Source organism: Variovorax sp. GW821-FHT09B01 (genome assembly GCF_059418345.1).
This window is the reverse complement of sequence record NZ_JBWKPQ010000001.1, coordinates 1074125-1094238: the sequence shown is the minus strand read 5'-3', so window position 1 is coordinate 1094238 and position 20114 is coordinate 1074125. Positions and strand designations below refer to the sequence as shown.

Below are 20114 nucleotides of genomic sequence, written 5' to 3'. Positions count from 1 at the left end.
TGGAGGGCGGGGCGCGGCGTTCAGGGCGCGCCGCGCGGCGCCGGCTCGAACGCCGGCGGATCGAAAGCCGTGATCGCCGGCACCTCGCCGCGCCACAACGCCACCTCCACGCGCGCGCTCTGCGCCGCGCACCCTTGCGCCAGCTTCGAGCTGCCGACGTCGGGCGTCACCACGTTCGGATTGCCATGCTTCTCGAGGCTGCCCGGTGCCTGCGCATCGAGCGGGTCGTACCAGGCACCGGTGGCGATCTGCGCCACGCCAGGCCGCACATCGTCGGACAGCACGGCGCCCGCGAGGAAGGCGCCGCGCGCATTGAAGACGCGCACCACGTCGCCGGCCGCGATGCCGCGCTCGCGCGCATCCTGGGCATTGAGCGTGATCGGTTCGCGGCCCGCGATCTTCGAGGCGCGGCTCAGTGCGCCATGGTCGTACTGGCTGTGCAGGCGCGTCGCGGGCTGGTTCGACAGCAGCTGGATCGGCCCCTCCGGCGCCCCGGGCTCGAACCAGCGGGCATGGCCCGGGCAATCGTCGTAGCCGAAGCCCGCGATGCGCTCGGAGTACAGCTCGATGCGGCCCGAGGGCGTGGGCAGGGCATGCGCGAGGGGGTCGGCGCGAAAGGGCGCGAGCAGCACCACCGGTTCGTTCGCCACCGCGTTCGTGCGGCCGATGTCGATGCGGCCGATCTCCCAGAAGGCATCGAACGCAGGCAGCACCAGCCCGGCGGCCTCGGCACGCGGCCGCGAGCTTTCGTACAGATGCCGCAGCCATTCGCGCGCATCGCGGCCCTCGGTGTAGGCCGGCGCGATGTCCAGCCGCTCGGCGAGCTGCGAGAGGATCGTGTAGTCGTCGCGCGCCTCGCCCACCGGTGCGATGGCCGCATGCATCGCGACCATGAAGCGCTCGCTGCCCGCGCTGCCGATGTCGTCGCGCTCCAGCGTGGTGGTGGCGGGCAGCACGATGTCGGAGTGGCGGGCCTGCGCGGTCCAGTACTGCTCGTGCGTGATCACGGTCTCGGGCCGGCGCCAGGCCTCGAGGGTGCGGTTGAGGTCCTGGTGGTGGTGGAACACGTTGCCGCCGGCCCAGTACACGAGGCGGATGTGTGGGTAGTGGTGCCGGCCGCCGTTGTAGTCGAAGGGCGCGCCGGGGTTCAGCAGCATGTCGGCGATGCGCGCGACCGGAATGAAGTCGGCCACCGGGTTCACGCCCTGCGGCAGCCGCGCGCCCGAGAAGCTGCCGTGGCCGCTGCCGATGTAGTTCATGCAGCCGTAGCCCAGGCCGAAGCCGCCGCCCGGCAGGCCGATCTGCCCGAGCAGGGTGGCCAGCGTGACGGTCATCCAGAACGGCTGCTCGCCATGCCGCGCGCGCTGCAGCGAATAGGTGCAGTTCACCAGCGTGCGGCTGCGCGCCATGCGGCGTGCGAGCGTGGCGATGGCTTCGGCCGCGATGCCGCAGCGCTCGGCGGCCCAGGCCGGTGTCTTGGGCACGCCGTCGGCGTGGCCCAGGATGTAGTCGCGCACCTGGTCGAAGCCGACCGCGTGGCTGCGGCAGAAGGCCTCGTCGTGCAGGCCCTCGTCGATCAGCACGAAGGCCAGGCCCAGCATCAGCGCGGTGTCGGTGCCGGGGCGCAGCGGCAGCCATTCGGCAGCGGACACGGCGTCGAGGTCGGCGCGCACCGGGCTGAGGTTGACGAAGCGCGTGCGGCCCGAAGCCGCCATGCGCCGCAGCGCCGGCGCCACGCCGTGGTCGCTCGCGCCGCCGGGGCTCACCTGCGTGTTGCGCAGCGGCAGGCCGCCGAAGGCCACGAACAGCTCGCAGTGCTGTTCGAGCACGTCCCAGCTCGTGTGGTTCTGCAGCAGCGCGTCCATGCCGTCGACGATGTGCGGCAGCAGCACGCGGCCGGCGCCGAGGCTGTAGCTGTCCTTGCTGTGGACGTAGCCGCCGAAGGCGTTGAGAAAGCGGTGCAGCTGGCTCTGCGCATGGTGGAAGCGGCCCGCGCTCGACCAGCCGTAGCTGCCGCCGTAGATGGCCCGGTTGCCATGCGCCTGCTTCACGCGTTGCAGCTCCTGCGCCACGAGGTCGAGCGCCTCGTCCCACGGCAGCTCGACGAAGGCCTCGCGTCCGCGCCGGTCGCCGCTGCGGTGCCGCGTGGCGTCATCGAGGAAGCCGCGGCGCACCGCGGGGCGCCGCACGCGCGTGGGCGAATCGACCGCGCCGACCATCGAGGCGCCGATGGGCGAGGGCGCCGCGTCCCATTCGGCGGGCCGCATGGCCACGAGGCGGCCGTGCTCGACCACGGGGCGGTACACGCCCCAGTGGGTGGATGTCAGCGGCATGGGCCGGAACTCCGCGCGGGCCTCACAGCCGCGCGAGGTAGTCCGTGACCTTGGCCTTCTGCGGCAGGATCTTGCGCTCCGACAGCCAGTCGGAGGCCTTCTGGAATTCCTGGATGAACTTCGCGTCCTGCACGCCGCGCACGTCCCAGCGGCGCTTGAGCTTGACCAGGGTGTCGCGCACCGCATCGCTGTAGCCGGCGTCCTGCTGGTTCAGCGTCTCGGCCTCCACCGGATGCTCGCTGATCCACTTCGCCTCGGCCGCGTAGGCCGCGTTCACGGCGCGCACGATGGCCACGTTCTCCTCGGCGAACTTGCGGTGCGTGACGTAGGAGTTGAAGTCGATCAGGAAGTCGAGGTCGCGGCCCTCGAAGAAGACGTCGTGCGCCTTGTACTCGGTGCGCGCGATGTCCACGCCCGGGCTCCACATCGACCAGGCGTCGATCTTGCCCTGCGCGAAGGCCGGGCCGGCGTCGGGCGGATTGAGGTAGACGAACTTGACCTTGCTGCGGTCGATGTTGTGCTTCTCGAGCGCGGCCACGAGCAGGAACTCGCCGAGGCCCGAGCGGTTGACCGCGACCGACTTGCCCACCAGGTCCTGCACCTTGTCGATGCCCGAGCCGTCCTTGGCGATGATCGCGGTGCTGCGCGGCTCGACGATGGCGAACTGCGTGAACACCAGCGGCGAGCCCGCGAGCATGGCGGCCAGCGCGGGCGTGGTGCTGCCGCCGAAGCCGAAGTCGGCGCTGCCGCCGGTCACGGCCTGCAGCGAGGGCGCATGGTTGGGGAAGGGGCCGATCCACTGCACCTTGATGCCGTCCTTGGCGAGCAGCTTCTCGAACTCGCCGCGGTTCTTCGCCAGCGCGGGCAGGCCGCCGCGGCCCCAGGTGAGGCGCACGGTGTCGGTGTTGCGCGTGGCCTTGGCTGGGCTGGCGGCCTGCGCCTGGGCCAGGCCCGTGGCCAGAGCGCCGGCGCCGACGACGGCGGTCTGCAGGAAGCTGCGGCGCGAGGCCGCGGAGAACGAGGAGGTCATGGAGAGAGAAGGCCGGTGAGAAAGGAAAACGATGAAATAGGTTCAGGCGGGCACGCTGTCGGCCGCCACGCCGAGCTCGGCCAGCAGCGCCTCGCGCAGTGCCGTCGCATCGGGATGCGTGCGCCTGGCATTGGCCTCGGGCGACACGGCGTACTCGCTCGCGATCGCGCCGTCGCGCATCACGAGCACGCGGTCGGCCAGCGCCACCGCCTCGTCGACGTCGTGCGTGACCAGCAGCACGCCGGGCCGGTGCCGGCGCACGAGTTCCTTCACCAGGCCATGCATGCGGATGCGCGTGAGCGCGTCGAGCGCGGCGAAGGGTTCGTCGAGCAGCAGCAGCCGGGGCTCGCGCACCAATGCGCGCGCCAGCGCCACGCGCTGCGCCTGGCCGCCCGAGAGATTGCGCGGCCAGTCGTCGAGCCGGTCGCCGAGGCCGACCTCGGCCAGCGCAGCTTGAGCGAGCGCCTTGCCGGTGGCCTCGTCGAGGCCCAGCGAGACATTGCGCCAGAGCGAATCCCACGGCAGCAGCCGGTGTTCCTGGAACACCACCGCGGGCTGGCGCGGTCCGTCGATGCGCCCGCCGTCGATGGCATCGAGGCCGGCGAGCGCGCGCAGCAGCGTGGTCTTGCCGCAGCCGCTCTCGCCGAGCAGCGCGACGAATTCGCCGCGCGCGATGCGCAGGTCGAGGCCGCCGATCACGGTGCGCTCGCCATAGCGGCGCTGCAGGCCGTGCACGACGACGGCGGGGGCCTCGGGTTGCGATGCCGGAGCGCTCATCGACGCGTTCATCGACGTTCTCCGGCGGCGTAGTTGGGATGCCAGGCCAGCAGCCGGCGCTCGAGCAGCCGCGCCACCGCATCCGAGGCCACGCCGATGGTGGCGTAGACCACGATGGTCAGCACGATCACGTCGGTGCGCAGGAACTCGCGCGCATCCATCGCGAGGTAGCCGATGCCCGAGCTGGTGGCGATGGTCTCGGCGATCACCAGCGCGAGCCAGGCCACCGCGAGCGCATAGCGCACGCCCGCGAGGATCGAGGGCAGCGCGCCCGGCAGCACGATGCGCCGGATCAGCGTGGCATTGCTCAGGCCCGTCACGCGGCCGAGCTCGAGCAGCTTGGGATCGACCTGCCGGATGCCCAGCACGGTGTTGATGTAGATCGGGAACATCACGCCCAGCGACACCAGGAAGATCTTGCCGCCCTCGTCCACGCCGAACCAGACGATCACCAGCGGCAGCATGGCGAGGAAGGGAATGGCACGGATCATCTGGATGCTGCGGTCGAACAGCGCCTCGGCCAGCCGTGAGAAGCCCACCACCGTGCCGAGCGCGAAGCCGATCGAGCCGCCGATCACGAAGCCGGTGGCCGCGCGCAGCAGGCTGGTGCCCATGTCGCTGATCAGCCGCCCTTCCTGGATCAGGCCCCAGGCCGTGGCCGCCACCTTGCTGGGCGCGGGCAGCACGTGGATCGAGAGATAGCCGCCGCGCGCCGCCAGCTCCCACACCACCAGCACCAGGGCCGGCACCAGCCAGGAGATCAGCAGCAGCTGGTTGCGCGACAGCACGCGTGGCGCGCGGCGCGGCGGCAAGGGCTTGGCGGCCGGCTCGACGGCAGCGGGTGCCGTGGGCAGCGGGAGGTTGTCGAAGACGTGAGACATCGAGGCGAGGCTTTCCATGAGGGTCCCCGTGAGTCGGGAGCCGGCGCAGGCTAGCGTGCGCCCACCTGCGGGCCAAAGAACAAAAACGGATCAACGTATGCGGATTCCGTGCTTGCATTGCGCGCCCGAGGGCCAAGACTGGGGGCGCCCGTCCCCGGGGCAGCGCGTTTGCCCGTTGGTAACCCCACGCCGTGAGGCGGTTTATTCTTCCCACCATGACCCTGCTGCTTGACACCACCTTTCCCCGCACGCTGGTGCAACTGGTCGAACGCTTCGGCGCCCACCCGGTCACGCGCATCGAAGCCTGGCTGTTCGAGGACGCGCCCATGCGCCGCGCCGCCGAGCAGGCGCTCGCCGCGGCGGGCGTGCAGGCCGTGCTGCGCAGCGCCTACAAGCCGCTGGTGCATTTCTTTCTCGAGGAGTTCGAGGGCGATGGGGCGACCTCGATCGAGGTCCGCACGCCCGCGGGCCAGGGCCAGCGCTTTCGCCTCGAGGCCTATCCGCTGGCCGGCCTGCTCGGCGAGGGCGTCGCGCTGCGTTTCACCGAAGGCGAGCTGCCCGGCGAGCACCTCGTGACGGCCGGCGCGCGGCAGTGGCGCGTGTTCGCGCCCAACGATGCCACCGCCTCGCCCTGCGGCTGGCTGCGCGTCTGGGACGGCGACGCGCTGGTGCACGACGCCGCGCTGCCCACCGAGTTCGAGGCCGCCTGCGCGGCCGCGCTCGATGCGGTGCGCGGGCATGCCTGGCCCGACACGCTGCCGCTGTTCGACACGCTCGAGATCGCGATCGCCACCACCGGCATCGAACGCCGGCTGCCCTTCGGCGAGGAGACGATCGACACCTTCGAGGCGCTGCACGAGGACTGCTACTACGGTGCGCTCGAGTTCTTCAAGGCGCGCGCCGGCCTCGACGATGCCGACCGCACGCTGCAGCCCGGCCACATCGTGCCGCTGATCTCGCGCAGCGAGGACGACACGCGGGTCACGGTGCGGCTGGCCGCGCATCGGCGGGTCGACCCGCCCGTCGACACCGCCCTGGTGCTCGACAGCGCCGACCGCTCGCTGGCCCCGGTCGAGGTCGAGGCCGCGATGGCGCGCCTGCCCGGCGAGCGCTTCGGCGTGACCTCGTTCCAGAGCCGCCCGGTCGCGGGCCTGCATGTGCGCGGCACGCTGCCGGGCCTGGTGGTCACGGCCGGCCAGCATGCGAACGAGAGTTCGGGCGTGGTCGGTGCCCTGCGCGCGGCACCGCTGCTCAATGCGCTGCCCGGCGCGCACTATGCGCTGGTCGCGCTCGAAAACCCCGACGGCGCGGCGCTGCATCACCGGCTGCAGCAGGCCGACCCCACGCACATGGCGCATGCCGCGCGCTACACCGCGCTGGGCGACGACCTCGAGGCGCGCACGAAGCCGCCGTTCGGCGAGAAGGCGCCGCGGCTCGAGGCGATCGCGCGCACCGGCGCGCGCCTGCACCTGAGCCTGCACGGCTATCCGGCGCACGAATGGACGCGCCCGCGCGCCGGCTACGTGCCGCGCGGCAGCGAGCTGTGGACGGTGCCCAAGGGCTTCTTCCTGATCCTGCGCCAGCACCGGGGCCACGACGGCCTGCGCTTCCTCGATGCGCTCACGAAGGAACTGCAGTCGGGTTCGGCCGAGCTGGCCGCGTTCAATGCGCTGCAGCAGCGCATGTGGCATGCCCACGTCGGCGAGCTGCCGTTCGCGCCCATCAACGGCATCCCCTGCATGGTGATCACCGACGAGCGCTCGACCGTGCCGTTCACGCTGATCAGCGAGTTCCCCGACGAGACCGTGCGCGGCGCGGCCTTCCGGCTCGCGCACACGACGCAGATGCGGACCGTGCTGGCGGCGGCTCGGCTGTACTGGGACGGGCTGCTGGATTGAGCGGATGAAAGGCGCGGGAGCGCTCCATGCGCGCTGAGCGAGATAGCTTCTGCGAAAACTTTCGTTAGCCGCGAAGCCCTGAGCTTCGAAGATCGGCGCTGCCCGTGCACGGGTGTTCGCCCGGGCCTGCACGGCCGGCGCCGCGCGCGCCGACTCCTTGTCCTTTCTTCCAGGCGCGGATTCGTCCGCGCGGCTTTCTCACGTTCCTTTCCGTCGTCATGAAGATCTCCCTTGCCCTTGCTTCCCCGCGGCGCGCGCTGCCGCGCATCCTCCAGGCCGGCCTGCTCGCGGCCTGCGGCATGAACCTCGCGCTGGCCGCCGACACGCCGCGCCAGGGCGGCGAGGTGGTCTTCGGCGTGACCACCGATCCGATCTGCTTCAACCCGCACCGCTCGACGCAGCAGAACTCCTACATCCTGATCCGCAACTACATCGACTCGCTGGTCGCCAAGGGCAAGGGCGGCAAGTTCCTGCCCTGGCTGGCGCAGGAGTGGAGCGTCTCGCCCGACGGCAAGACCTATGCCTTCAAGCTCAAGCCGGGCCTGCAGTTCCATGACGGCACGCCGCTCGACGCGGCGGCCGTGAAGTTCAACTTCGACTTCGTGCGCGACACCAAGAACACCAATGCCGCCGGCGAGCTGCTCAAGTCGGTGGAGCGTGTGCAGGTGGTGTCGGCCAGTGAGGTGCGGCTGCAGTTGGCCCGGCCCGACTCGGGCCTGCTCGAATCGATCGCCAGCGTGCGGCTGGGCCTGATCTCGCCGAAGTCCCTGCAGTCGGGCGACGACCTGTGCGGCGGCGGCCCGGCCATCGCGGGCAGCGGTCCCTTCCTGTTCCAGAACTATGTGCGCGGCCAGTCGGCCGGCTTCGCGCGCAACCCGCGCTACCAGTGGGCGCCCGGCTATGCGGCGCACCAGGGACCGGCCTGGGTGGACCGCGTGACGGTGCGCTTCCTGCCCGAGTACGCGGTGCGCGCGGGCGCGCTGAGCTCGGGCCAGGTCGACGTGATCGAGGGCGTGCAGCCCACCGACGTGGGCCTGTTCAAGGACCAGCCGGGCTTCCAGTTCCTGGTCGGACCCGCGGGCGCGCAGACCTCGTTCACCCTCAACGTCAACTACACGATCCCGCCGGCCACCGACGTGCGCGTGCGCCGCGCGCTGCGCGACGGCGCCGACATCGACGCGCTGGTCAAGAGCGTCTACCGCGGCACCTACCGCCGCGCCTGGTCGAACATCGGCCCCGACAGCTTCTTCTACAACAAGGCGCTCGAAGGAAGCTGGGGCAACAACCCGGCCGCGGCCAACAAGCTGCTCGACGAAGCGGGCTGGACCGGCCGCGACGCCGAGGGCTTCCGCACCAAGGACGGCCAGCGCCTGACCATCGAGGTCGGCTATCCGCAGCCCTTCGTGCGCGACAACCGCGACGTGCTGATCCAGGGCCTGCAGGCGCAGCTGCGCAAGAACCTGGGCTTCGACCTGCGGCTGCGCTTCGTCACCGGCGGCGAGTGGGCGCAGCAGCTGCAGAAGGGCTCGTGGAGCATCTACCCCAACACCTACCTGCCGGCCGACGCGGCGCAGGAGCTGCAGGGCAACATCGGCGAGAGCGGCTTCATCCGCGCGGTGGCCGACAAGGGCGACAGGACGCTGTTCGGCTACATCAACGACGCGCTGGCTTCCACGAATCTCGAGGAGAAGAAGAAGCTGGTCGACGCGGCGCAGCGCCACGCGGTGGACCAGGGCATCATCGTGCCGCTGTTCTCGGCCAACTACCAGCTCGCGGCCAAGAGCCGGGTGCGCGGCCTGTCGTTCGAGACGCAGCTCGACTCGCCGTCGAACTTCCACGACGTGTGGCTGTCGGAGCGCTGAGCCCGTCATGTGGCGACTGGTGATCTCGCGGCTGGGCGCCGGCCTGCTGGTGGCGTGGGGCAGCGCCACCGCGGCCTTCCTGGCCCTGCATGCGCTGCCGGGCCGGGTCGAGGACATCCTGGCCGGCGACCTCGACTACCCGGGCCTGCGCGAGGCCATCGCGGCCGAGTGGGGGTTGGACCGCCCGCTGTGGGAGCAGTACCTGGGTTTCCTGGCGCGCATCGCCAGCGGCGACTTCGGCACCTCGTACGAGCTGCGCCAGCCGGTGGCGCGCGTGGTGATGGCGCAGCTGTGGCCCACGGTCGAGCTCGCGCTCGCGGCCGGCGTGCTGGCACTGCTGTTCGCGGTGGTGGTGGCCACGCTGACCTCGGGCCGCGGGCGTATCGCGCGCGCGGCGGCCTCCACGCTGGAGCTGGTGTTCGCCTCCACGCCGGTGTTCTGGCTCGGCATCCTGCTGCTGATGGCCTTCTCGTTCACGCTGCGCTGGTTCCCGGTTTCGGGCGCGGCCGACTGGCGCGCGCTGGTGCTGCCGGCGACCGCGCTGGCGCTGCCGACCGCGGGCCTGCTGGCGCAGGTGCTGCGCGAGGCGATGGAGCGCGCGCTCGAGCAGCCCTTCGTGGTCACGGTGCGCGCGCGCGGCCTGGGCGAGCTGCGGCTGCGCCTGCGGCACGTGCTGCGGCATGCGGCGCTGCCGGTGGTCACGCTCGGCGGCTGGATCATCGGCGGCCTGCTCGGCGGCGCCGTCATCACCGAGAAGGTGTTCGGCCGGCCCGGCCTGGGCACGGTCACGCTCAACGCGGTGCTGAGCCAGGACGCGCCCGTGGTGCTCGCGGTGGTGCTGCTGGCGGCCTTCATCCACGTCGCGGCGTCCACCCTGCTGGACCTGCTCTATGCACTGATCGATCCGAGGCTCAAGGCATCATGACTTCCGCATCCGAGACCGTCGCGCTGCCCGCGGGCAGCGCACCCGCGTCGAGCGCGCCGCGCCGGCGCCTGCCGCCGCTCGCGGTGCTGCTGTCGGCGCTGTTCGTCGCGCTGCTGGTGATCGCCACCGTCGCGCCGCGCTGGCTGGCGCCGCTCGATCCGCTCGAGGGCGACTTTCTCGCGGTGCTGCAGCCGCCGGGCGCCGAGCATCCCTTCGGCACCGACCGGCTCGGCCGCGACGTGCTGTCGCGCACCGTGCATGGCGCGCGCTACTCGCTGTTCATCGGCATCGGCGGCACGGCGATCTCGGTGCTGGCGGGCGTGCTGCTGGGCCTGGTGGCGGGGCAGAAGCAATGGCTGCTCGACGAGGGGCTGTCGCGGCTGTTCGACGTGATCTCGTCCTTTCCGGGCGTGCTGCTGGCGATGCTGGTGGTGGTGTTCCTCGGCCCGGGGCTGGCCAACATCGCGCTCGCGGTCGGCATCGCGGGCATTCCGAAGTTCGCGCGCGTGGTGCGCGCGCAGACGCGCATCGTGCGCCAGGCCGACTACGTGACCCATGCCTACATCTACGGCCGCAGCCGCGCCCAGGTGTTCTTCGGCCACCTGCTGCCCAACGTGCTGGTGGCGGTGCCCGTGACCGCCACCGTCTACGTGGGATCGACCGTGCTCGCGGCCTCGGGCCTGAGCTTCCTGGGCCTCGGCCCGCAGCCGCCCACGCCCGAGTGGGGCGTGATGCTGGCCGAGAGCCGCGACGTGCTGCGCGTGGCCTGGTGGCCCGGCGTGTTCCCGGGCGCGGCCATCACGCTCACGGTGATCTCGTTCACCGTGCTCGGCCACCATCTGCAGCGGCGCTTCGAGGGGAGGCTGGCATGAGCGATGTTCCGCTGGTCGACGTGGAAGGCCTCACGGTCCGCTTCGACACGCCCGCGGGCGAGCGCACCGTGGTCGAGGCGCTCGACCTGCGCATCGCGCGCGGCGAATGCGTGGCGCTGGTCGGCGAGTCGGGCTCGGGCAAGAGCGTGACCGCGCGCAGCCTGCTCGCGCTCGCGGGGCCGGGCGCGCGCGTGAACGCGCGCAGATTCCTGATCGACGGGCGCGACGCGAACCGCTTCGATGCCACCGACTGGCGCCGCCTGCGCGGCACCTTCGCGGGGCTGGTGATGCAGGACGCGCTGGTGTCGCTCGATCCGCTGCGCCCCATCGGCCGCGAGGTCGGCGAGGTGCTCGAGCATCACGGCCTGCTGCGCGGCCGCACCGCGGTGCGCCGGCGCGTGCTGGAAACGCTCGCGCGCGTGGGCATGCCCGATCCCGAACGCCGCATCGGCCAGTACGCGCACCAGCTCTCGGGCGGCTTGCGCCAACGCGCGCTGATCGCGGCCGCGATCGCGGGCCTGCCGCCGCTGATCGTGGCCGACGAGCCCACCACCGCGCTCGACGCGGCGCTGCAGAAGCAGGTGATCGAGGTACTGGCGCGGCGCGTTCGCGACGAAGGCAGCGGCCTGCTGCTGATCAGCCACGACCTGTCGGCGGTAGCGGGCATCGCCGACCGCGTGCTCGTGATGCGCCATGGCCGCGTGCTCGAGCAAGGCCCGGTGCGCGACGTGCTGTCGAGCCCGCGCCATGGCTACACCCGGCAGCTGATCGCGGCCGTGCCCTCGACCTCCTCGCGCGGCAGCCGGCTGTCGTCGGCGCGCTTCGAGGCGGCGGGCGAGGGCCCCGAGGCGCGGCTGCGCATCGTGCGCGAGCCGCTGCCGCCACGCACGCCCGTGCCGGCCGCGCAGGCGCCGGTGCTCGAGGTCCAGGGCATCGGCAAGCGCTTCGCGGTGCGGCGCGGGCTGGGTCCGCGCGAGGACTTCGTGGCGCTCGAGGACCTGTCGTTCTCGATCGCGGCCGGCGAGGTGCTCGGCCTGGTCGGCGAATCGGGCTCGGGCAAGTCCACCTGCGCGAAGATCGTGCTCGGCCTGCTCGAGCCCGACGCGGGCGCGGTGCGGCTGCTGGGCCAGCCGTGGTCGGGCATCTCCGAGGCCGCGCGCCGGCCGCTGCGGCCGCGGCTGCAGTACATCCCGCAGGACCCGTTGAGCAGCTTCGATCCGCGCTACCGCGTGTCGCAGGTGATCGCCGAGAACCTGCAGGGCCTGCCGCGCGCCGAGGTGGGCGCGCGCATCGCGGCGCTGCTGCAGCAGGTAGGGTTGGCGCCCGAGCTGGCCGAGCGCTTTCCGCGTTCGCTCTCGGGCGGCCAGCGCCAGCGCGTGGCGATCGCGCGCGCGCTCGCGGCGCAGCCCGCGCTGATCGTCTGCGACGAACCGGTGTCGGCGCTCGACGTTTCGGTACAGGCCCAGGTCATCGACCTGATCGCCGAGCTGCAGTCGCGCCTGGGCACGGCGCTGCTGTTCATCTCGCACGACATCAACCTCGTGCGCCACGTGGCCGACCGCGTGCTGGTGCTCAACCGCGGGCGGCTGGTCGAGCAGGGGCCGGTGGAGGAGGTGCTGTCGCGGCCCGCGCATGAGTACACGCGTTCGCTGCTGGCCGCGGTGCCCGAGCCGCTGGCCGCCTAAAGCGGGCGCTCAGGCCAGCACATCGACCGTCAGGAATTTCGCGAACCGCGCCGGATCGGTGCTCTTCTTGAGCACCCCCACCTGCTTGAGATCGACCGCATAGCTCTCGATCTCCTTCGCGAGGTCGAAGCGCCTGGCGTGGTGCGTGTAGCCGATGGTCGAGAGGATGCTGCCGAGGTCCTGTTGCGCCACCTTCGGGAACAGCTTGCTCACCGCGCGCCCGGCCTCGTTGGGGTTCTCGGCGATGAAGTCCGCGGCCTGGTGCAGCGATCGCACCACGGCCGCCACCTGCTGCGGATTGCGCTTCACCAGTTCGCCGCGCGCCGCGACGATGCAGCACAGCCGGTCCTTGAAGTCGCCCTTGAGGATGTTGGCGATCTCGAGGTAGGCGCCGGGGTTGCGCTTCTCGATCAGGTAGAGGTTCGGGTCCGAGTCGGCGATGACGTCGATCTCGCCCTTCTTCTGCGCGATGTCGAGCTGGTCGGCCGGGAACACGCGCCACTGCACGTCCTGGTCGGGGTTCACGCCGCGCCGCGCCAGCGCGGTCGAGAAGAACTGGCGCCCATAGCCCGCGGGACTCGAGACACCGATGGTCTTGCCCTTCACGGCCTCGATGCTCGCGATGCCCGAGGTTTTGGGCGCGAGCACGCGGATGCAGCCCGCATGCGCGGTGCCGACCACCTTCACGTCGAAGCCCGCTTCCAGCGGCTTGAGCCAGGCATGGATCAGGCCCAGCGAGATGTCGGCCTTGCCGGTGGCGATCGATTCGAGCACCTGGTCGACCGCGCCCGCGAAATTGATGATCTCCACCTTCACGTTGTTCTTCGTGAAGTAGCCGAGTTCATTGGCGACCACGATCGGGCTCAGGCACAGGCCGGTGCCGGTCCACGAGAGCGTGATCGGCTTGTCGTTGTCGGCGCCCCAGGCGCGGCGGCCCAGCAGGCCGAGGCCGGCGGCGCCGAGCGCGGCGGCGGCACCGCGCACCAGCGTGCGGCGGCTCGGCGGAAGCGGGAGGGAAGGCAGCGAAGCGGTCATCGAAGGAACTCCAGGCAGGGTGACATGCGAAGCCGTCGACCGTATCGGCGGGCCTGCGCCACGGCAACGTCGGAATGCGCATGTGCAAGCGCGTCGGCGGCGCGCGGCGCGGATCGATCCGCGCCTTCGTCGCGCAGCGAGATTGCTTGTGCGAAAACTTTCCTTTTCCGCCATGGCGCGGCCTTCGAAGATCGGCCGCAGCAAAAAACCGGCAACCGAAAAGAGAAAGCCATGCACACACGCAGTGTTCTTCGCGCCCTCGGCGCACTCGTCCTCGCCTCGACCGCGCTCTGGTCGCAGACCGCGGCCCTTGCCCAATCGCCGACCCTGCGCGTGGGCGTGCGCGGCGGCGTCGACGAGGAGATCTGGGAAGTGGTCACCAAGGTCGCCAGGCGCAACGGACTCGAGGTCAAGCCGGTGGTCATCACCGGCTCGGCCAGCCCCAACGAGGCGCTCAACAACGGCGACCTCGAGGCCAACTCGTTCCAGCACATTCCCTTCCTCAACGACCAGGTCAAGCAGCGCGGCTACAAGCTGGTCAGCGTGGGCAACACCTACATCTCGCCGATCGCCTTCTATTCGAAGAAGCACAAGGCCTTCAAGGACCTGCCCGACGGCGCCAAGCTCGGCATCCCCGACGACCCGAGCAACCAGACGCGCGCGCTGGTCGTGCTGCGCGACCAGGGCGTGCTCACCCTGCGCGAGGGCTTCGATCCCTTCAAGGGCACCGCCACGCTGGCCGACGTGACCGGCTACAGGAAGAAGGTGCAGCTGGTGGAGGCCGCCTCGGTGGTGCTCGCGCGCTCGCTCGAGGACGTGGACGCCTCGGCCATCGTCAACACCTTCGCCTACCAGGCCGGCCTGATCGCCACGCGCGACGGCCTCGCGGTCGAGAAGAAGGAGAACAACCCCTACGTCAACATCATCGTGGTGCGCGAGAAGGACAAGAACGCGGCCTGGGTCAAGCCGCTGGTCCAGGCCTACCAGTCGGAGGAAGTGCGCCAGTTCATCCAGACGCGGTACCAGGGTTCGGTACTGCCCGTCTTCTGAGCGCCGCGACGACGCCGGCACCGGCGCCGGCCCACATCGTCTTCGAGCAGGTCTCCAAGAGTTACGCGGGCGCGGCCGGCACGGTGGCGGCGCTCGAGGCGGTCTCGTTCGCCGTCGAGCGCGGCGAAGTCTTCGGCATCATCGGGCGCAGCGGCGCGGGCAAGTCCACGCTGCTGCGCACCATCAATGCGCTCGAGGCCGCGAGCGGCGGCACGGTGCGCGTCGACGGCGTGGACGTGGGCGGCCTCGACGAGGACGGCTTGGTCGCGCTGCGTCGGCGCATCGGCATGATCTTCCAGCACTTCAACCTGCTGTCGGCCAAGACCGTGCGCGACAACGTCGCGCTGCCGCTCAAGGTGGCGGGCGTGGAGCCGCGGCGCATCCGCGAGCGCGTGGACGAGCTGCTCGAGCTCGTGGGCCTGGCCGACAAGGCCGATGCCTGGCCGGCGCAGCTCTCGGGCGGGCAGAAGCAGCGCGTGGGCATTGCGCGCGCGCTGGTGCACCGGCCGCAGATCCTGCTGTGCGACGAGGCGACCTCGGCGCTCGATCCCGAGACCACGCAGTCGATCCTCGCGCTGCTGCGCGACATCAACCGGCGCTTCGGCCTCACGGTGGTGCTGATCACGCACGACATGGCCGTGATCCGCGAGGTCTGCGACCGCGTGCTGGTGCTCGACCGCGGCCGCCTCGTCGAGCTGGGCGAGGTGTGGCGCGTGTTCGGCAAGCCGCGGGCCGAGGCCACGCGCGCGCTGCTGCAGCCGCTGCTGCACGACCTGCCGGGCGACCTTGCCGCGGCGCTGGTGCCCGACGTCGAAGGCCTCGGAGGCATCCCGGACCGGCCGGCCCTGCGGGTGCTGAGCCTGGGCTTCGACGGTGCCGCGCGGCCGCGGGGCCTGCCCTTCGAGGCACTGGCCGCGCTCGGCCCCGGCGCGACCTGGCTGCATGGCGGGCTCGACCGCATCCGCGGCCATGCGCAGGGCCGGCTGCTGGTGGCCGTGCCGGTGGGCGCGGATCCTTCTTTCGACATCGACGCCGCGCGCCAGGCGCTCGCGGCCGACCGCATCGAGGTCCTGGGCTATGTCCACGCCGCAGATTGACAAGTACGTCCAGGCCTTCTTCCAGACGCTGCTGATGGTGGGCATCTCGGCCTTCATCGCGATCGTGCTGGGGCTGGTGCTCGCGGTGGTGCTCACGGTGACGGCGCCGCGCAACCTCTATCCGCGGCCGCGCTTCCACAAGGCGCTGTCGATCGCGGTGAACGTCTGCCGCGCGATCCCGTTCATCATCCTGCTGATCGCGCTGCTGCCGGTCACGCGCTTCGTGGTCGGCACCACGCTCGGCACCTGGGCCGCCGTGGTACCGCTGGCGGCCAACCTGATCCCGTTCTATGCGCGCATCGCGCAGGTCAGCCTCAACGACGTCGACGCGGGCCTGGTCGAGGCCGCGCGCGCCATGGGCTGCCGGCGCTGGCACATCGTGCGCCACGTGCTGCTGCCCGAGGCGCTGCCCGGGATCATCGGCGGCATGACGGTCAGCGTGATCGCGATGGTCAATGCCTCCGCCATGGCGGGCGCGGTGGGCGCGGGCGGCCTCGGCGACCTGGCGATCCGCTACGGCTACGAGCGCTACGAGACGCGCGTGATGTTCGAGGTGATCGTGATCCTGATCGCGCTGGTGTCGGCGATCCAGTTCGTCGGCGAGTGGCTGGCGCGGCGCGTCGACCATCGGCGCTGAACGCGCGCCGCATATCCATGCTCCGGAATGTTCTAAGCGAACGGAGCCCAGCTCGGCATCATGCGTGCAGCCGCCGCGGCAGGCGTCGCCGTTCTCCGATCCTGCGTTCCGGCCCGCCCCCGCTTTCCGCTTCCTCTTCTCCACCGCAGGCCGCCATCCCGTGTCCTCTTCTTCCGCTCCCCAGGGCACGCCATCGGCGGCCGATCCCTTCGCCGAGGACTTCGGCATCTTCACCGAGCCGGTGCTCGCGCTCGCGAACACCCTGGCCGCCAGCGCCGCCGAACGCGACCGCGCGGGCGGCACGGCACTGGTCGAACGCGCGCTGCTGCGCCGCAGCGGCCTGCTCACGCTCGCGATCCCCGCGGCCCATGGCGGCCAGCAGGCGGCCTGGCCGCTGATCTTCCGCATCCTGCGCCGGCTCGCGCAGGCCGACAGCTCGCTCGCGCACCTGTTCGGCTTCCAGCACCTGCAGGTGGCGAGCGTGCTGCTGTTCGGTTCCGAGGCGCAGCAGGCGCGCTTCCTCGGCGAGGCGGTGGAGAAGCGCTGGTTCTGGGGCAATGCCGTGAATGCGCGCGACACCCGGCTGCAGGCGGTGCGCACCGACGACGGCATCGAGATCGACGGCGTGAAGGGCTTCTGCTCGGGCGCCCCGGACTCCGACGTGCTCAACGTCTCGGTGGTGCTCGGCCCCGAGCCGACCGACCGGTTGTTCGCCGTGGTGCCGACCTCGCGCGCGGGCATCACGGTGCTCGGCGACTGGGACAACATGGGCCAGCGCCAGACCGACAGCGGCAACGTCGAGTTCCGGCGCGTGCGCATCGCGCACGACGAGATCCTCGGCCCGCCCGGCGTGGCCTCGAGCCCGCGCGCCACGCTGCGCAACCTGATCGGCCAGATCGTGCTGACCGAGATCTACCTCGGCAATGCCTTCGGTGCGTTGCGCGCCGCCATCGAGCACCTGCGCGCCCACACCCAGCCCTGGCCCATGGCCGGCGTGGATCGCGCCGAGGACGACCGGCTGCTGCAGCTGCGCGCGGGCGAGATGTGGTCGGCGCTGCAGGCCGCTACGGCGCTGTCGAACCAGACCAACGAACGCTTCCAGCAGGCCTGGGAGCAGGGCTTCGCGCTCACGGCCGACAGCCGCGGGGCGCTCGCGATCGACGTGGCCGCCGCGCGCACGCAGGCCGCGCGCACGGCGCTGCACGTCACCTCACAGATCTTCGAGCTGGTGGGCGCGCGCGGCACCGCCTCGAAGCACAACCTCGACCGCTACTGGCGCAACGTGCGCGTGCACACGCTGCACGACCCGCTCGACTACCGGCACCAGGGCATCGGCGCCTGGCTGCTGGCGGGGGACGTGCCCAATCCCTACGGCTATGGCTGAAGCCGGGCGGCGGACCGCCCGCCGCGTTCAGCTCTTGCCGACGCGATAGAAGGTCGGCGGCGGCGTGCCGTTGACCGCGAAGGCGCCGACCTGGCGCTCGCGGTAGACGCGCGGGTTGTGTGAGGAGATGGTGCGCGCGTTGCGCCAGTAGCGGTCCAGCCCGTGCGTGCGCAGCGTGGCCGAGGCGCCGAGTGCGTCGAACAGCTCGGTGCTCGCGTCGAGTACCAGGCGCGTGACGACCGAGACCGCCTGGTCCACCTCCACGTGCGCGGCGGCCGCGGCGGCGGCGCGCGCGTCGTCGGGCAGCGCGCCGTCGAGGTGCGCATCGTGCGCGCGCTGCAGCGCGCCGGCCGCCTGCAGCACGATCGCGCTCGCGCCATAGGCCGCGCTGCGGCCGCGGCCCACCACCTGCAGGATCTGCGGATCGTCGGACACGCGCGCGGCATTGCCGTGGCTGTAGCTGCGGTCGCGCTCGCGCACGCGCTGCGCGAGGTCGTCGCTCGAGGCGCGCGCGATGCCGGCCAGCGAGGCCAGGTGCACGGTCTGGAAATAGGGCGAGGCGTAGGGAAAGCGCAGCTTGCTCGGGTTGACCCACAGCGGATCGATCGCCACGTCCTCGAAGGTGGCGGTGCCGCTCGCGGTGAGCGCCTGGCCGAAGCCGTCCCAGTCGTCGAGCACCTGCACGCCCGCGGCCTGGCGCGGCACCGAGATCATCGTGGGCTGGCCTTCGTCGTCGTCGGCCACGGCGTTGATCCAGTCGGCGAACAGCGAACCGGTGGTGTAGAACTTGCGCCCGTCGAGCCGCAGCCCGCGCGGCGTGGCGCGCAGCCGGGTCGAGAAGGCGCCGACCTTGGCGTCGCCGGTCTCCGAGAAGCCCGAGCCCACGAGCTCGCCCGCGGCGAGCCGCTCGAGCCAGTGCGTGCGCCATGGCGACTCGGGTGCGAGCAGCACGTCCTCGGTGAAGCCGAAGTGCGCGCGCAGGGCGTTGACCACGTTGGTGTCGGCCGCGCCGAGCTCGGTCAGCAGCGCGAACAGCTCGACCAGGCTGGCGTCCGCGCCGCCGCGCTCGACCGGCAGGCGCAGCCGCGCGAAGCCGGCCTCGCGCAGCCAGCCGATCTCCTCGTGCGGCAGCTGGTGCGCGAGGTCGCGCGCCACCGCGCCCTCGCGGATGCGCGCGAACACGGCGCGGAACGGCTGCGCGAGTTCTTCGTAGCGCGCGCTGGGCGGTGCGCCCCAGGGATGGTCGATGGCGGAGGTGGGGAGCGTCATGCGGGGGAAGAGAGAAGAGGGGGAGGGGGAAGGCCGGCGCGATTCTGGGACGCGCATCGGCCGCGCGGAACGAACGATTGCGCACATCCATATGCGGCCCATATGCGGCTTCTCCCATGGCCGCCGCGCATGCCTGCCATGCGCGCTGTGCACCCCGTACGGCGCATAGACGAAGTTCGCAGAAGCACATGCGAAAGTCGAGGTTCACGCGCCGCGCACGGCGCGCAGAATGGCCGCAGCCCTAGTCTGCACACGCGCAGCCCGCCGGCCGCGCCATCCATCCCATGCCCCAAACCCCCCTCAAGATCGTCGCCCTGTCCGGCGGCCTGCAACGCCCCTCGCGCACCCTGGTGCTGGTCGAGGAGCTGATCGAAGGCATCGCCCAGGCGATCCCGGTCGAGAGCCGCGTGATCGAGATCGGCAACCTGGTGCCGCAGTTCGGCGCGGTGCTCTACCGCCCGCAACTGCCGGCCGCGGTCGAGGAAGCCCTCGTGGCCCTTGAGTCGGCCGACCTGGTGATCGCCGCCAGCCCCGTGTTCCGCGGCGCCTACAGCGGCCTGTTCAAGCACTTCCTCGACTTCGTGCACCACGATGCGCTGATCGACAAGCCGGTGCTGCTGGCCGCGACCGGCGGCAGCGAGCGCCATGCGCTGGTGATCGACCACCAGCTGCGGCCGCTGTTCAGCTTCTTCCAGTCGCACACGCTGCCGATCGGCGTCTACGCCACCGACCGCGATTTCGAGAACTACCAGGTGCACAGCGAACTGCTGCGCGCGCGCATCGCGCTGGCGGTCTCGCGCGCGCTGCCGGTGCTGCGGCAACTGCAGCCGCAGGCCGAGCGCGCCGCCGCGCCGCGGCCGCAGCTGCACGCCGTGGCCTGAAGCCGGGCCCCGGCGAGCAACTGCGGCCGCCGGAGGTCAATGCACCTTCGGAAAGCCGTGGCGCTCGGCCAGCAGCGCGAGGATGCGGCGCGTGTCGGTCACGAAGCGCAAGGCGCCGAGCGACTGCGCGTCGGCCGGTGCCGGCGGCTCGTCGCCGAACACCAGCACCGGCAGGCTCTGGTGCGCCTCGTCGAGCACCGCCACCACGGCCGCGCGCGGGCGCGGGAACGGCAGCCGGTGCACCTCGAGGCGCGCGGCCTGTTCGGGCGCCGAGGCCAGCAGCCCCTCGATGGGCAGGCCGTCGGGGCAAACGAAGGCATCGCCCGGGTGCTTGTCGTCGGTGAAGCCTGCCTCGAGCAGGAAGAGTCGGTCGCGGCTCATGCGAGAAATCCTTTGGAAGTCGGTGAAATGAAGAACCCAACGATGGAGCGAAGCCGCTCGCGGGCGAACGAAGAAAAGCACATGTGCATATCCGCATCGCGCGCTTGCGTTCCGGCG

The 20114-nt window shown here is 71.5% G+C and carries 17 protein-coding genes; 10 read left to right on the top strand and 7 right to left on the bottom strand.

Annotation, left to right across the window (positions count from 1 at the left end):
• Positions 1 to 20: 20 nt before the first annotated feature.
• From AC07RV_RS04715 to AC07RV_RS04700, 4 genes are read right to left on the bottom strand one after another with little or no spacing between them, the layout of a single operon-like run.
• The gene (locus AC07RV_RS04715; protein WP_296785757.1) at positions 21 to 2333 is read right to left on the bottom strand and encodes a molybdopterin guanine dinucleotide-containing S/N-oxide reductase; all 2313 of its coding nucleotides are present in this window, start codon (positions 2331 to 2333) and stop codon (positions 21 to 23) included.
• A gap of 22 nt (positions 2334 to 2355) precedes the next feature.
• On the bottom strand, positions 2356 to 3363 hold the full coding sequence (locus AC07RV_RS04710) for an NrtA/SsuA/CpmA family ABC transporter substrate-binding protein (RefSeq protein ID WP_296785754.1): 1008 nt from the start codon (positions 3361 to 3363) through the stop codon (positions 2356 to 2358).
• Between the two features lie 42 nt (positions 3364 to 3405).
• On the bottom strand, positions 3406 to 4140 hold the full coding sequence (locus AC07RV_RS04705; RefSeq protein WP_203206968.1) for an ABC transporter ATP-binding protein: 735 nt from the start codon (positions 4138 to 4140) through the stop codon (positions 3406 to 3408).
• Between the two features lie 8 nt (positions 4141 to 4148).
• A complete protein-coding gene (locus AC07RV_RS04700) occupies positions 4149 to 5021 on the bottom strand; it encodes an ABC transporter permease subunit (RefSeq protein ID WP_444814229.1) in 873 nt (290 codons plus the stop codon).
• Between the two features lie 215 nt (positions 5022 to 5236).
• Here AC07RV_RS04700 and AC07RV_RS04695 point away from each other — a divergent pair, with 215 nt between their 5' ends.
• The 5 genes from AC07RV_RS04695 (at position 5237) to AC07RV_RS04675 (ending at position 12263) form a co-directional block, all read left to right on the top strand.
• Positions 5237 to 6919 (top strand): M14 family metallopeptidase, encoded by a 1683-nt coding sequence (locus AC07RV_RS04695; RefSeq protein WP_296785747.1) that lies wholly within the window; start codon positions 5237 to 5239, stop codon positions 6917 to 6919.
• A gap of 218 nt (positions 6920 to 7137) precedes the next feature.
• The gene (locus AC07RV_RS04690; protein WP_296785744.1) at positions 7138 to 8781 is read left to right on the top strand and encodes an ABC transporter substrate-binding protein; all 1644 of its coding nucleotides are present in this window, start codon (positions 7138 to 7140) and stop codon (positions 8779 to 8781) included.
• Positions 8782 to 8788: 7 nt separating this feature from the next.
• On the top strand, positions 8789 to 9706 hold the full coding sequence (locus tag AC07RV_RS04685) for an ABC transporter permease (protein ID WP_209539756.1): 918 nt from the start codon (positions 8789 to 8791) through the stop codon (positions 9704 to 9706).
• Complete coding sequence (locus AC07RV_RS04680) at positions 9703 to 10578, top strand: ABC transporter permease (RefSeq protein ID WP_296785740.1); 876 nt, start codon at positions 9703 to 9705, stop codon at positions 10576 to 10578. The genes AC07RV_RS04685 and AC07RV_RS04680 overlap by 4 nt, the downstream gene beginning before the upstream one ends.
• Positions 10575 to 12263, top strand: a complete 1689-nt coding sequence (locus AC07RV_RS04675; RefSeq protein WP_296785738.1) for a dipeptide ABC transporter ATP-binding protein — start codon at positions 10575 to 10577, stop codon at positions 12261 to 12263. Before AC07RV_RS04680 ends, AC07RV_RS04675 begins: the two co-directional genes overlap by 4 nt.
• 9 nt (positions 12264 to 12272) lie before the next feature.
• Here AC07RV_RS04675 and AC07RV_RS04670 read toward each other — a convergent pair whose 3' ends face one another.
• Entirely contained in the window at positions 12273 to 13298 is a 1026-nt protein-coding gene (locus AC07RV_RS04670; protein WP_261211131.1) for an ABC transporter substrate-binding protein, read from the bottom strand.
• 231 nt (positions 13299 to 13529) lie between these two features.
• On the opposite strand from AC07RV_RS04670, the gene AC07RV_RS04665 reads away from it, so the two are divergent.
• The 4 genes from AC07RV_RS04665 (at position 13530) to AC07RV_RS04650 (ending at position 17466) form a co-directional block, all read left to right on the top strand.
• Positions 13530 to 14348 (top strand): MetQ/NlpA family ABC transporter substrate-binding protein, encoded by an 819-nt coding sequence (locus AC07RV_RS04665; protein ID WP_208510740.1) that lies wholly within the window; start codon positions 13530 to 13532, stop codon positions 14346 to 14348.
• Positions 14345 to 15445, top strand: coding sequence for a methionine ABC transporter ATP-binding protein (locus tag AC07RV_RS04660; RefSeq protein WP_296787036.1), 1101 nt, complete (start codon positions 14345 to 14347; stop codon positions 15443 to 15445). Before AC07RV_RS04665 ends, AC07RV_RS04660 begins: the two co-directional genes overlap by 4 nt.
• Entirely contained in the window at positions 15426 to 16082 is a 657-nt protein-coding gene (locus AC07RV_RS04655; RefSeq protein ID WP_296785734.1) for a methionine ABC transporter permease, read from the top strand. The genes AC07RV_RS04660 and AC07RV_RS04655 overlap by 20 nt, the downstream gene beginning before the upstream one ends.
• Positions 16083 to 16242: 160 nt before the next feature.
• Positions 16243 to 17466, top strand: a complete 1224-nt coding sequence (locus AC07RV_RS04650; protein WP_296785733.1) for an acyl-CoA dehydrogenase family protein — start codon at positions 16243 to 16245, stop codon at positions 17464 to 17466.
• A gap of 27 nt (positions 17467 to 17493) precedes the next feature.
• On the opposite strand, the gene AC07RV_RS04645 is transcribed toward AC07RV_RS04650, so the two are convergent.
• Complete coding sequence (locus AC07RV_RS04645) at positions 17494 to 18735, bottom strand: acyl-CoA dehydrogenase family protein (protein WP_296785730.1); 1242 nt, start codon at positions 18733 to 18735, stop codon at positions 17494 to 17496.
• Positions 18736 to 19019: 284 nt separating this feature from the next.
• Between AC07RV_RS04645 and msuE the strand changes: the two genes are divergently transcribed.
• Entirely contained in the window at positions 19020 to 19616 is a 597-nt protein-coding gene (gene msuE, locus AC07RV_RS04640) for an FMN reductase (protein WP_296785727.1), read from the top strand.
• Between the two features lie 36 nt (positions 19617 to 19652).
• Here the strand turns inward: msuE and AC07RV_RS04635 are convergent, their stop codons facing one another.
• Positions 19653 to 19997 carry a DUF3088 domain-containing protein gene (locus AC07RV_RS04635; protein ID WP_057591200.1) on the bottom strand — a complete coding sequence of 115 codons (345 nt, stop codon included), beginning with the start codon at positions 19995 to 19997 and terminating at the stop codon, positions 19653 to 19655.
• Positions 19998 to 20114: the final 117 nt, after the last annotated feature.